At 43.8% G+C, this 13,642-nt stretch carries 10 protein-coding genes, 1 tRNA gene and 1 pseudogene; 1 reads left to right on the forward strand and 11 read right to left on the reverse strand.

From position 1 onward, the window contains the following. Positions 1-42: 42 nt before the first annotated feature. Positions 43-528: a DUF4442 domain-containing protein gene (locus F895_RS12490; RefSeq protein WP_005240155.1), complete on the forward strand. Its 486-nt coding sequence runs from the start codon at positions 43-45 to the stop codon at positions 526-528. A 63-nt stretch (positions 529-591) separates the two neighbouring features. On the opposite strand, the gene F895_RS0118845 is transcribed toward F895_RS12490, so the two are convergent. The 11 genes and pseudogenes from F895_RS0118845 to F895_RS19385 all read right to left on the reverse strand — a co-directional run. Then, complete coding sequence (locus tag F895_RS0118845) at positions 592-951, reverse strand: YMGG-like glycine zipper-containing protein (RefSeq protein WP_010590123.1); 360 nt, start codon at positions 949-951, stop codon at positions 592-594. 208 nt (positions 952-1,159) lie between these two features. Then, positions 1,160-5,353 (reverse strand): DNA-directed RNA polymerase subunit beta', encoded by a 4,194-nt coding sequence (rpoC, locus tag F895_RS12485; RefSeq protein WP_004656284.1) that lies wholly within the window; start codon positions 5,351-5,353, stop codon positions 1,160-1,162. 153 nt (positions 5,354-5,506) lie between these two features. Continuing rightward, the gene (gene rpoB / locus F895_RS12480; protein ID WP_005240159.1) at positions 5,507-9,595 is read right to left on the reverse strand and encodes a DNA-directed RNA polymerase subunit beta; all 4,089 of its coding nucleotides are present in this window, start codon (positions 9,593-9,595) and stop codon (positions 5,507-5,509) included. A 309-nt stretch (positions 9,596-9,904) separates the two neighbouring features. Further along, positions 9,905-10,273 (reverse strand): 50S ribosomal protein L7/L12, encoded by a 369-nt coding sequence (rplL, locus tag F895_RS12475; protein WP_005240161.1) that lies wholly within the window; start codon positions 10,271-10,273, stop codon positions 9,905-9,907. 48 nt (positions 10,274-10,321) lie between these two features. Further along, a complete protein-coding gene (rplJ, locus tag F895_RS12470) occupies positions 10,322-10,828 on the reverse strand; it encodes a 50S ribosomal protein L10 (RefSeq protein WP_005240163.1) in 507 nt (168 codons plus the stop codon). Positions 10,829-11,121: 293 nt separating this feature from the next. Then, positions 11,122-11,817: a 50S ribosomal protein L1 gene (rplA, locus tag F895_RS12465; RefSeq protein WP_004656290.1), complete on the reverse strand. Its 696-nt coding sequence runs from the start codon at positions 11,815-11,817 to the stop codon at positions 11,122-11,124. A 3-nt stretch (positions 11,818-11,820) separates the two neighbouring features. Next, entirely contained in the window at positions 11,821-12,249 is a 429-nt protein-coding gene (gene rplK, locus F895_RS12460) for a 50S ribosomal protein L11 (protein WP_004637639.1), read from the reverse strand. A 112-nt stretch (positions 12,250-12,361) separates the two neighbouring features. Continuing rightward, the gene (gene nusG, locus F895_RS12455; protein ID WP_004656291.1) at positions 12,362-12,895 is read right to left on the reverse strand and encodes a transcription termination/antitermination protein NusG; all 534 of its coding nucleotides are present in this window, start codon (positions 12,893-12,895) and stop codon (positions 12,362-12,364) included. Between the two features lie 7 nt (positions 12,896-12,902). Next, complete coding sequence (gene secE, locus F895_RS12450) at positions 12,903-13,343, reverse strand: preprotein translocase subunit SecE (RefSeq protein WP_005240165.1); 441 nt, start codon at positions 13,341-13,343, stop codon at positions 12,903-12,905. Between the two features lie 76 nt (positions 13,344-13,419). Beyond that, positions 13,420-13,495, reverse strand: a tRNA-Trp gene (locus F895_RS12445). A gap of 54 nt (positions 13,496-13,549) precedes the next feature. Then, positions 13,550-13,642: pseudogene (locus F895_RS19385) on the reverse strand (elongation factor Tu); the annotation flags it as partial.

Below are 13,642 nucleotides of genomic sequence, written 5' to 3' on the forward strand. Positions count from 1 at the left end.
ACTTATGGAGTATGAATAGAGTTGCAAGAAAAAAAATTGACCATGAAAGACTTTTTCAAAAAAATTCGAACCATTCCTGCGATTTCCAAATTTCTACTCAATCATTACTCCCCTTATCGTGGGGCAGGAATCCACATTGAAAATATTGATCTCGATGATTATCACATTCGCGTTAAGATGCCGCTCACCCGACGCAATCGAAATATCGTAGGAACACATTTTGGTGGCAGTCTTTACTCGATGGTTGATCCTTTTTATATGTTAATTCTGATCCATCATTTAGGGCATAAGTATATTGTTTGGGACAAGAGCGCTACTATTAATTTTATTGCTCCAGGCCGTAATACGGTTTATGCAGATATCCAGCTCAACGCTCAAGAAATTGCCGAAATTAAGCAACTGGCAGAAAATTACGCACCCGTTCTACGCCATTACACGTTAAATATTGTAGATGAGGCAGGTACCCGAATCGCGGAAGTCGAAAAAGTACTGTATATCCGCCGAAAAAAACCGAAAGCCAGCCCCTAATCCAAACCAAATAAAAAATGCCTGCAATTAATTGCAGGCATTTTTGAATCTGATTGGCAGAAATTATCTTTTCTTCTCTTGAATGGCTGCACCAGCTCCGCCACCAATGGCACCACCGATCGCAGCGCCAGAATCTCCACCAAAAATGGCTTTACCGACGACAGAACCAATACCAGCCCCGATTGCACTGCTTGTGGTCGAATTACTGCTTCCACCTTTCGTGTTTGCACCGACACCCGCACCCGCAGCTGCGCCTACACCCGCACCGAGACCACCACCAACATGATTACCTACACCGCCGCCCACAGCACCACCAAGCGCTGCTGCACCAATACGTTGGTCAGATGCACTCATGTTTTGACAGCCTGTGAACATCACCGCCGATAATGCCAAAGTAGAAACCAAACCTATTGTTTTTTTCATGACCATACTCACTTCTATACGTTCTATACAAAAGCATAATCCTCTTTTATGAGGAATTTGATCACATTGTGTTATCACAATGTCCCAATCGATTGATGTTTTGTAAACAAGTCCCTCTTTAAAAATAACCAATACAATCTCCTAAAAGGTTGTATTCTCATTCCCATAAAAAAAGGCACCCGAAGGTGCCTTTTTCATTCGTTAAGACTTAGAACTGGTCTGAGTTCAACGCTTGACTGAATGCTTGATCAACTTCACTAAAGTCATTGTGAAGTTCAAATTCAGCAGCTTCTGCTTCTTGACGACGACGCTCTAAATGATACGCAAGACCTGTACCTGCCGGGATCAAACGACCCACAACAACGTTTTCTTTCAAGCCACGTAAGTCATCTTCTTTACCTGTTACAGCCGCTTCAGTTAACACACGTGTGGTTTCCTGGAACGATGCAGCAGAGATGAACGAGTCAGTAGAAAGCGACGCTTTGGTAATACCCATCAATTGACGTTCAAACTTCGCAGGGAACTTGTTCTGAGCCAAGACTGCTTGGTTCTCTTGAACAACGCGGATGTAATCCACTTGCTCGCCCTTGATGAAGCTTGTATCACCGCCATCAGTGATATCAACTTTACGCAACATTTGACGTACAACAACTTCAATGTGCTTATCGTTGATTTTTACACCTTGGAGACGGTAAACGTCTTGAACTTCGTTCACGATATAATTGGTAAGTGCCACTTCGCCTTTCAAACGTAAGATGTCATGTGGGTTTTGCGGACCATCAGAAATGGTTTCACCACGGTTGACATGCTCACCTTCGAACACGTTGATTTGACGCCATTTTGGAATCAATTCTTCGTAGATTTCTGAACCGTCATCTGGAGTGATGACTAAACGGTTCTTACCTTTAGTCTCTTTACCGAAGCTTACAACACCTGATACTTCTGCAAGAATCGCATGTTCTTTCGGCTTACGTGCTTCGAACAAGTCAGCTACACGCGGAAGACCACCGGTAATATCACGCGTACGTGAAGTTTCTTGTGGTACACGACCAATGACGTCACCCACACCAATCGTTTCGCCATCACGGACAGTCACAATTGTGTTTTGTGGCAAGAAGTAGAACTGTTCGCCGCCATCGGTTGTATCTAACACGATTGCAGGACGTAAATCTTTACCAGAAGCAGGACGAGCTGTTACAGGCAAGATTTCAACAGTGGTCATACCCGTTGCATCATCAGTTTTCGATGTTGCAGTTACACCATCAGCGATTTGGCTGAAACGTGCTTTACCAGCAACTTCTGTTACCAATGGATGTGTATGCGGATCCCAAGTCGCTACGATACCGCCCGCTTCTACAGCCTCACCATCTTTCAACAAGATGCTTGCACCGTAAGGAAGTTTATAACGCTCGCGCTCACGACCTAAGTCATCGGCAATACCAATTTCACCTGAACGTGAAACAGAGACCAAGTGACCTTTGGCATGTTGTACAGTTTTCACGTTGTGGAAACGTACAGTACCTTTGTTACGTACTTGAACACTGTTTGCAGCAGAAGTTCGGCTCGCAGCACCACCCACGTGGAAGGTACGCATCGTTAACTGTGTACCTGGCTCACCAATTGATTGTGCAGCCATTACACCCACTGATTCACCTGGGTTCACCAAGTGACCACGTGCAAGGTCACGACCATAACAACGCGCACATACACCGAATGTTGATTCACAAGCGATAACTGAACGTACTTTAACCTCATCGACACCCGCTTCTTCAAGCTGAGCAGCAATTTTCTCGTCAATCAAGGTACCACGTGGAAGAACCACTTCATCATCAGATGCACGACGTACATCTTCAGCAGTTACACGACCCAATACGCGATCGCGTAATGGTTCAATAACGTCACCACCTTGAATGAATGGAGTCATCACCAAGCCACCGGCTGTACCACAGTCAGATTCAGTAATAACCAAATCTTGTGCTACGTCTACAAGACGACGTGTCAAGTAACCAGAGTTCGCAGTTTTCAATGCGGTATCGGCCAAACCTTTACGCGCACCGTGTGTCGAGATGAAGTACTGAAGTACCGTCAAACCTTCACGGAAGTTTGCTTTAATTGGGGTCTCAATGATCGAGCCATCTGGCTTCGCCATCAAACCACGCATACCGGCAAGCTGACGGATCTGCGCCGCACTACCACGGGCACCCGAGTCAGACATCATATAAATCGAGTTGAATGATTTCTGTTTCTCGTCTTCACCTTGTTTGTTTTTCACAAGGGTATAAGACAAGTTATCCATCATCGCTTTCGCAACTTGGTCGTTAGTACGCGCCCAAATATCGACAACTTTGTTATAACGCTCACCTGCAGTTACGAAACCTTGCTCAAACTGTTGTTCGATTTCACGAACTTCCGTTTCAGCTTTATCGATAATCGTATGCTTGGTTGGTGGAATCAACATGTCTTCCATACCAACAGATACACCTGAACGCGTCGCTTGACGGAAGCCCAAATACATCAATTGGTCAGCGAAGATAACCGTATCTTTCAAACCAAGTTTACGGTAGCAAGAGTTGATTAACTTCGAGATGTTTTTCTTGGTCATCTCAAGGTTGATCGATTCGAAGCTTAAACCTTGTGGAACAACTTCCCATAACAAGCAACGACCAGGTGTCGTATCAACAATGATGGTTTGCTTTTCACGGTTACCGTTTTCATCAATCACAGTTTGGTGTACACGTACTTTTACGCGCGCATGGATTGCAACTTTACCCGTCGCTAACGCACGGTTAACTTCGTGCGTATCCGCAAACACCATGCCTTCACCTTTGGCATTTACCGCATCACGTGTGATGTAGTAAAGACCCAAGACCACGTCCTGAGAAGGAACGATGATCGGCTCACCGTTTGCAGGTGACAAGATGTTGTTGGTCGACATCATCAACGCACGTGCTTCAAGCTGTGCTTCCAATGTCAATGGAACGTGTACCGCCATTTGGTCACCATCGAAGTCGGCGTTAAACGCAGCACAAACGAGTGGGTGAAGACGGATTGCCTTACCTTCGATCAGAATAGGTTCAAATGCTTGAAGACCTAGACGGTGAAGTGTTGGCGCACGGTTCAACATGACTGGATGTTGACGAATCACAGAAGCAAGAACGTCCCAAACTTCCGGTGTCTCGCGCTCAACCATTTTCTTCGCAGCTTTAATGGTTGTTGCTTGGCCAGATGCTTGTAGTTTTGCGAAAATGAATGGCTTGAACAATTCAAGTGCCATTTTCTTCGGAAGACCACATTGGTGAAGACGTAAAGTAGGACCTACGGTAATCACCGAACGACCAGAATAGTCAACACGCTTACCGAGCAAGTTTTGACGGAAACGACCTTGTTTACCTTTGATCATGTCTGCCAAAGATTTCAATGGACGTTTGTTCGAACCTGTAATCGCACGACCACGACGACCGTTATCAAGCAACGCATCAACAGACTCTTGTAACATACGTTTTTCGTTACGTACGATGATATCTGGCGCAGCAAGGTCAAGAAGACGCTTCAAACGGTTGTTACGGTTGATCACACGACGATATAAATCGTTCAAGTCTGAAGTCGCGAAACGACCACCTTCAAGTGGTACAAGCGGACGTAAGTCTGGTGGAAGTACTGGAAGTACGTTCATCACCATCCATTCAGGCTTGTTGTTCGAATCTTTGAAAGCTTCCATCAACTTCAAACGCTTAGACGCTTTTTTAAGTTTCGTCTCAGAGGTTGTTTGTGGAATTTCTTCACGTAAACGTGCAATCTCAGCTTCAAGATCGATATCTTTTAATAAATCCTGAACTGCTTCTGCACCCATTTTCGCAGTGAATTCATCACCGTGTTCTTCAAGTGCATTGTAGTATTCTTCGTCTGTTAAAAGTTGATACTTTTCAAACGGAGTCATACCAGGATCAGTAACTACATAAGATTCGAAATACAATACGCGCTCGATATCACGTAATGTCATATCAAGAAGTAAACCGATACGGCTCGGTAATGATTTCAAGAACCAGATGTGTGCAACTGGAGAAGCAAGCTCGATGTGACCCATACGTTCACGACGAACTTTCGCAGTCGTTACTTCAACGCCACATTTTTCACAAATGACGCCTTTGTATTTCATACGCTTGTATTTACCACACAAGCATTCGTAATCTTTTACTGGACCAAAGATTTTGGCACAGAACAAACCGTCACGTTCAGGTTTAAAAGTACGGTAGTTAATGGTTTCAGGCTTTTTAACTTCACCGTGAGACCATGACTTAATCATCTCTGGTGACGCAAGACCAATACGGATACGGTCAAATTCAACGGGTGCATGACCTTCTGAATCCGTTTTCTTACGCATGATATCGAGCAAGTCTTTCAATTTTTTTCTCCGTGTGTCGAGGAGCTAAGCTCACCCGACTGGGTCACAAATATTGTTTTTACTGAAATTTGGGAATATCTAATCCCCCTAAATCCCCCTTTATAAAGGGGGACTTTCTCCCCTCTTTCTCAAAGAGGGGTTGGGGGAGATTTTTTAGTCACCATTTTTCAGTTCAATGTTGATACCTAAAGAACGGATCTCTTTGGTCAATACGTTGAACGATTCAGGCATACCCGGATCCATATAATGGTTACCATCTACAATGTTCTTGTAGATGCGTGTACGGCCTTCGACGTCATCCGACTTCACAGTAAGCATTTCTTGGAGCGTATATGCAGCACCGTATGCTTCAAGTGCCCATACTTCCATCTCACCGAAACGCTGACCACCGAATTGTGCTTTACCACCAAGCGGCTGTTGAGTCACAAGTGAGTAAGAACCCGTTGAACGCGCATGCATCTTGTCATCAACCAAGTGGTTCAATTTGAGCATGTACATGTAACCTACAGTTACAGGACGGTCAAACTGTTCACCTGTACGTCCGTCAAACAATACCGTTTGACCAGTACGTGAGATATCAGCAAGTTCAAGTAGGTCTTTGATCTGGCTTTCTTCAGCACCATCAAATACAGGTGTTGCCAATGGAACACCAGCACGTAAGTTACCTGAAAGCGCCAAGATTTCTGCATCAGTCAAGCTATCAAGCTCTTCCTGCTCACCGCCAACCTTGTTATAAATCTTGTCTAAGAATTCACGCAGTTCAATCACTGTACGTTGTTCTTTCAACATTTTTTCGATTTTATCGCCAAGACCTTTCGCTGCCATACCCAAGTGAGTCTCAAGAATCTGACCCACGTTCATACGTGACGGTACACCCAGTGGGTTCAATACGATGTCGACTGGTACGCCATTCGCATCATGTGGCATGTCTTCAACCGGTAAGATGTTTGATACAACACCCTTGTTACCGTGACGACCCGCCATCTTATCACCAGGCTGGATACGACGTTTCACCGCAAGGTAAACCTTAACAACTTTCAATACGCCCGTTGTTAATTCATCACCTGTAGAAAGTTTACGCTTCTTCTCAGCAAACTTCTCGTCAATCTCGTAGCTCTTCTCTTTCAAGAACACTTGAATCTGAGTTAAACGTTCAGCAATTGCTTCATCATTTGGCTGGATTTCAAGTAAATCAACAAGCTCTAAGCCAGACAATACATCTTCTGAAAGTTTATCGCCGCGTTTGGTTGAACCGCCACCGTTAGATTCTTGACCTTTCAACAAACGAACAATACGTTCACGTGCTGCTTCTTCGAAGATTTTGTATTCTTCTTTCAAGTCTTTACGGTATGCATCAAGCTGAGCTTTTTCAATTGCTTGTGCACGTTCATCTTTCTCCAAGCCATCACGTGTGAAGACTTGAACGTCGATAACCGTACCTTTAGTACCAGACGGAACACGTAAAGATGAATCTTTTACGTCAGCCGCTTTTTCACCAAAGATTGCGCGCAGTAATTTTTCTTCAGGTGTCAACTGAGTTTCACCTTTAGGCGTTACCTTACCAACAAGGATGTCACCCGCAGTTACTTCAGCACCGATGTAAACAATACCAGACTCATCCAGTTTAGACAGTGCAGCTTCACCGACGTTAGGAATATCGGCAGTAATTTCTTCTGCGCCTAACTTGGTATCACGTGCTACACATGACAATTCCTGAATGTGAATCGAGGTTAAACGGTCTTCTTGAAGTACACGCTCAGAAAGTAAGATCGAGTCTTCATAGTTATAACCATTCCAGGTCATGAACGCGACGCGCATGTTTTGACCCAGCGCAAGTTCACCCATATCTGTCGATGGACCGTCAGCCAAGATATCACCACGAGCAACTTTGTCGCCCAAGTTCACGATGACATTCTGGTTAATACATGTATTCTGGTTTGAACGTGTATATTTGATCAGGTTATAGATATCTACACCTGCTTCACCCGCAATCATTTCATCTTCGTTGACACGAATAACGATACGAGATGCATCAACATATTCAATCGCACCACCACGGTTTGCGATCACACACACACCAGAGTCGCGTGCTACGTTTGCTTCCATACCTGTACCAACAAGCGGCTTGTCAGCACGTAAGGTAGGAACAGCCTGACGTTGCATGTTTGAACCCATCAATGCACGGTTCGCATCATCGTGTTCAAGGAATGGAATCAATGACGCTGCGACAGATACGACCTGTTGCGCAGAAACGTCCATATGGGTTACGCGCTCAGGCGACATACGAACGAAGTCACCTTGATGACGTACAGAAACCATCTCTTCAGTCAACATACCATCTTTATCAACTGCAGAATCGGCCTGTGCAATGACAGTACCTACTTCTTCAATTGCAGATAAGTATTCAACTTCATCAGTCACACGGCCATCAACAACTTTACGGTAAGGTGTTTCCAAGAAACCGAAGTCATTCGCTTTAGCATAGACAGAAAGCGAATTGATCAAACCAATGTTTGGACCTTCAGGTGTTTCAATTGGACAAACACGACCATAGTGAGTTTGATGTACGTCACGTACTTCGAAGCCCGCGCGTTCACGTGTTAAACCACCAGGACCAAGCGCAGATACGCGACGTTTGTGTGTAATCTCAGACAATGGGTTGTTTTGGTCCATGAACTGAGACAACTGGCTCGAGCCAAAGAACTCTTTGATTGCAGCAGCAACTGGTTTTGCATTGATCAAATCTTGTGGAGACAAGTTATCTGTTTCTGCTTGGCTTAAACGTTCTTTAACAGCACGTTCAACACGGACTAAACCAACACGGAATTGGTTTTCTGTCATTTCGCCTACAGAACGTACACGACGGTTACCCAAGTGATCGATATCATCGACTTCACCTTTACCGTTACGAATCTCAACCAATGTACGCAATACATCGATGATATCGTCGTGCGATAAAATACCTTCAACTTCACGTGACTTCTGATCAGTACCCACTTCGTAAGGACGACCCAAACGACGGTTGAACTTCATACGACCGACTGGAGACAGGTCATAACGCTCAGAAGAGAAGAACAAGTTATTGAATAAGTTTTCAGCAGCTTCTTTCGTTGGTGGCTCACCTGGACGCATCACTTTATAGATTTCGACAAGCGCTTCTTCGCGGCCTGTCGTTGTATCTGCGCGCAAGGTATCTGCAACGAAAGAACCACGATCGATGTCATTGGTGAACAGGATGTTAAACTGCTTCACACCACCTTCAGCCAACTTCACCATAATTTCATGGCTAAGTACGGTATTGGCAGGAATCACATCACCACTTTTCAAGGTAATGTCTTCAGCCGTAATACGCTCATACAAGTACTCATCAGGTACAGAAAGCTTGGCTAAGTTAGCCGCTTCCATTTGACGTACGTGACGTGCATTAATACGTTTACCTTGTTCAACGATTGTTTTGCCATCGTTATCCAAGATATCAAATTGCGCCATCTCGCCACGTAAGCGATCTGGAACCAGGTCAATTTGATAGCTACCCATATCAAGATATACAGGTACTTTTTCATAGAACAAATTCAAGATTTGTTCATTGCTATAATTCAAGGCACGTAAAATCACCGTTGCAAGCAACTTACGACGACGGTCAATACGTACAAAGACTAAATCTTTGGCATCAAATTCAAAGTCTAACCATGAACCACGGTAAGGAATAATACGTGCTGAATACAACACTTTACCGCTTGAGTGGGTTTTACCCTTGTCATGGTCAAAGAATACGCCTGGTGAACGGTGTAATTGAGATACGATTACACGCTCAGTACCGTTAATAACGAATGTACCGTTATCGGTCATGAGTGGCATTTCACCCATGTAAACTTCTTGTTCACGAACGTCTTTAATTGATTTCGTTTCACGATCTTTGATGATCAAACGAATTTTTACGCGCATTGGTGCCGCATAAGTTGAACCACGTAAAATACATTCACGTACGTCAAACTCAGGCTTACCAAGGCTATACTCAACAAATTCTAAAGCAGCATTGCCAGAATAACTTTCAATAGGAAAAACTGAACGAAATGCGGCTTGGAGACCGATATCTTCGCGATTTTTTGGTGTTTTACCGCCTTGTAAGAATGTACGGTACGAATCGACCTGAATCGAAAGTAAGTACGGTGCTTCCATTACGTGGGGCAATTTACCAAAATTCTTACGGATCCGTTTCTTTTCGGTATATGAGTATGCCATCTGGAGTCCTCGGAAAGTAAACTAAGCCCGCCTGCAGAACGGGCTTAGAAGGAATTACGCAGGCCGATATGGCCACCACTGTTTACAAATGCTGCAATTTTTAGTGGTATTAAAACGCTTAACAATATTTTTATAAGCAAAAAAATATTGGTAAGCGTTTGATTTTGCTAAATTTGCTCAAATAACACGCGTATTATATGCAAAACTAACAAAAAACGAGCCGATTATTGTAACGCAAAAAGGCTGATGACCCAAGAGCCATCAGCCATTTTTTGGAGCCGATTTTGAAAAAATCGACTCCCTACAGAATTACTTAAGTGTAACTGTAGCACCAGCTTCTTCAAGCTTCTTCTTAAGTTCTTCGCCTTCTTCTTTAGAAACGCCTTCTTTAAGAACTGCAGGAGCGCCTTCAACAAGATCTTTAGCTTCTTTAAGACCAAGACCAGTAGCTTCACGAACTGCTTTAATTACAGCAACTTTGTTAGCACCGAAAGAAGTCAACTCAACGTTGAATTCAGTTTGTTCTTCAGCAGCAGCGCCAGCGCCTGGAGCAGCAGCAACAGCTACAGCAGCAGCAGATACGTTAAATTTTTCTTCGAAAGCAGAAATTAATTCAACAAGTTCAAGAACTGTTTTTTCAGCAACTGCGTTTAAGATTTCTTCGTTAGTTAAAGCCATGAGAGTAACTCCAAATGGGTATTGAATGGTGTGAAAGTAGATTTAAGCTTAAGCAGCTTCTGATCCGTTTTTCTCTTGAAGCGCTGTAAGTAAGCGACCCAATTTCGAAATCGGAGCTTGAAGAACAGAGGCAAGCATAGTAAGCGCTTTTTCTTGGTTCGGAAGGTTTGCAATAACGCTAACGTCAGCACCTTGATAAAGTTTGCCTTCAAATGCAGCAGCCTTTAATTCAAATGCTTTGTTAGTTTTCGCAAATTCTTCGAACAAGCGTGCAGCTGCACCCATGTCATCTTCAGAAGTTGAGAATGCTAAGATTGTTGGACCAACAAGGTCATCATTCAAGATCGCGAATGGCGTATCTTGAAGCGCACGTTTAGCCAAAGTATTACGTACAACACGTGTAGCAACACCTAACTTACGAGCTTCAACGCGAAGAGCAGTTAATTGCTCAACTGTTAAACCTTGGTAGTCAGCAACAACGGCAGCGAACGCAGTAGAAGCAACTTCAGTTACTTCTGCAACGATCTGTTTTTTGTCTTCGATAAGAAGAGCCATCGTAAAACCTCCTAACGGTGATTTATGCACTCTTACGAGTGCACTCCCAATTCGTAAGTCGTATTCGGACTTACACGCGGAGGAGGAACAAATCACACCACCGCGTCTACTCAGGCTGGTCAATTAAGAAAAACATCCGAAAATGTTTCTCGCCTGAGGTCTTTGACGCTGATAAATATTCATTTATCAATTCAAAGTTTGCCTAAGTTTGCAAGTCGTCCGAAACCGGTTTTCTTGCGTAATATTTGAAGCAATGCTTCAAATATTACTCAGGGCTTTAAAATTCTGTCTAATTACTTAGATACGTTACTTACGTCAACGATCAAACCAGGACCCATAGTTGAGCTCAAAGTGATCTTTTTAACGTATACACCTTTAGAAGTTGCAGGTTTCAACTTTTTCAAGTCTGCAATTAAAGTTTCAACGTTTTGACGTACAGCTTCTTCGCTAAAGCCAAGTTGGCCAATCGCAGCGTGGATGATACCCGCTTTGTCTACACGGTAACGTGCTTGACCAGATTTAGCATTCTTAACCGCGTTAGCAACGTCAGGCGTTACTGTACCCACTTTAGGGTTTGGCATTAAGCCACGTGGACCAAGAATTGTACCAAGCTTACCAACAACGCGCATTGCATCAGGAGCAGCAATAACAACGTCGAAATCAAGGTTTCCACCTTGAATGCTTTCAGCAAGGTCGTCAAAACCAACGATATCAGCACCAGCAGCTTTCGCAGCTTCTGCAGCAGCACCTTGAGCAAATACAGCTACACGTACAGTTTTACCAGTACCTGCAGGTAAAGTCGTCGCGCCACGAACAACCTGATCAGATTTACGTGGATCTACGCCAAGGTTTACAGCGATATCTAAAGATTCTTTGAACTTTGCAGCTGGAAGGCTGTTAAGAACTTGAACTGCTTCTTCCAAAGTGTAAACTTTGTTTGCTTCAACAGCAGCAGCAATGGCTTTTTGACGTTTAGTTAACTTTGCCATGTCTTATAGCTCCACTTCCAAGCCCATAGAACGTGCAGAACCAGCGATGGTACGTACACGAGCGTCTAAATCAGCACCAGTTAAGTCTGGTTCTTTAGTAGTCGCAATTTCTTCTAATTGAGCACGAGTCAACTTACCAACTTTAGTTTTGTTAGGTACAGAAGAACCCTTTTGAATACCAGCAGCCTTCTTAAGAAGAATAGATGCAGGTGGAGTTTTCATGATAAAAGTGAACGACTTATCGTTGTACACTGTGATCACGACAGGAATTGGCAAACCAACTTCAAGTTTTTGTGTAGCAGCATTGAATTCTTTACAGAATGCCATGATGTTTACACCACGTTGACCTAAAGCAGGACCAATTGGTGGAGATGGATTTGCTTTACCAGCTGGAACTTGCAGCTTGATATAGCCGTCAATCTTCTTAGCCATTGAAAATTACCTCTGGGTACAGACGCCGTTAGGCTCCCCAAAAAATTAAACAACACCGAAGTGTTAGAACAACAATGCCCGATCAGATCGGGCGCTTATCAACCTAGACAGGTTAAATCGTTTTTTCGACTTGGCGAAACTCGAGTTCAACCTGAGTTGGTCGATTAAATACATTAATCGTCAACGTTAAACGTGACTTATCGTACTGAACTTCCTCCACGACTCCTTTAAAGTCAGTGAACGGACCGTCAATCACGAGCAATTCTTCACCAGGCTCAAACATCGTCTTAGGACGAGGTGCTTCACCTGTATTACGTACACGTGCAAGAATCGCATCAGCTTCACGTTGTGAAATCGGTGCTGGTTTTTCTGGTGTACCACCGATAAAACCAAGAACCTTTGGACACTCTTTCACGATATGCCAAGTATCATCATTCATTTCCATCTCGACTAATACATAGCCAGGAAAGAATTTACGTTCAGACTTACGCTTCTTACCATCCTTCATTTCCACCACTTCTTCAGTAGGGACGAGGACTTCACCAAAACTATCAGCAACAGTGCTGCGCTGGATTCGGTCATTAAGTGAACGCATCACTTGTTTTTCAAAACCTGAATAGGCATGAATAATATACCAACGTTTCATCGCACTCTTACCCGATAATTAACTTAATAAACCAACCTAACCCGTAATCAAAACACCATAAAACCAATGATGCAATGAGTACAACCAAAAGCACTTGCCACGATGTCGTGATCGTCTCTTGTTTTGTTGGCCAGGTCACTCGACGCAGTTCAATTCGCGCATCTTGCAACAAACGCACAAAGCCTTTGCCTTGATGGGTGGCGTATAATAAACCTAAAGCGACAACGACACAAGCCAAAATTACCCCAACGCGCACCCAAACATCATTTGCAGGTGCCCAATAGGCCGGTAAATGCTGATTTACCAATGCGGCGCCGACCAATAAAACGATAGCAATCAACCACATGACCAGATCAAGTGGGGAGCCAGAGTTTACAACTTCAGCGGCATTATTTCTTTGAGGGATTGGCGCGTCGCTTAATGCGTCACGCGATTTATCATTCGACATTTTTTTACTCGTCGTAGAATTCGCGACTTATTATATGACAACTCAGCCAGAATTAAGCTTTTTTATAAAAAAAAAGTGGCAGGCCAGGAGGGACTCGAACCCCCAACATTCGGTTTTGGAGACCGACGCTCTACCAATTGAACTACTAGCCTATTATGCAAATCGAAAGCCGAAGCTTCCGATTTGAGTGTAACACAGTCTTGGGCTTATGCAGTTACTTTAGCAACAACACCAGCGCCTACAGTACGACCACCTTCACGGATCGCAAAACGTAGACCTGGGTCCATTGCGATCGGGTG

It is taken from the genome of Acinetobacter sp. CIP 64.2, from assembly GCF_000369645.1.
GTDB lineage: Bacteria > Pseudomonadota > Gammaproteobacteria > Pseudomonadales > Moraxellaceae > Acinetobacter.

Coding starts and splice junctions, on each gene's coding strand:
- secE (WP_005240165.1), bottom strand. CDS start 13,343: ATGTCGAATGATAAATCGCGTGACGCATTAAGCGACGCGCCAATCCCT.
- F895_RS12490 (WP_005240155.1), top strand. CDS start 43: ATGAAAGACTTTTTCAAAAAAATTCGAACCATTCCTGCGATTTCCAAA.
- rplK (WP_004637639.1), bottom strand. CDS start 12,249: ATGGCTAAGAAGATTGACGGCTATATCAAGCTGCAAGTTCCAGCTGGT.
- rplJ (WP_005240163.1), bottom strand. CDS start 10,828: ATGGCTCTTCTTATCGAAGACAAAAAACAGATCGTTGCAGAAGTAACT.
- rplA (WP_004656290.1), bottom strand. CDS start 11,817: ATGGCAAAGTTAACTAAACGTCAAAAAGCCATTGCTGCTGCTGTTGAA.
- rpoB (WP_005240159.1), bottom strand. CDS start 9,595: ATGGCATACTCATATACCGAAAAGAAACGGATCCGTAAGAATTTTGGT.
- rplL (WP_005240161.1), bottom strand. CDS start 10,273: ATGGCTTTAACTAACGAAGAAATCTTAAACGCAGTTGCTGAAAAAACA.
- nusG (WP_004656291.1), bottom strand. CDS start 12,895: ATGAAACGTTGGTATATTATTCATGCCTATTCAGGTTTTGAAAAACAA.
- F895_RS0118845 (WP_010590123.1), bottom strand. CDS start 951: ATGAAAAAAACAATAGGTTTGGTTTCTACTTTGGCATTATCGGCGGTG.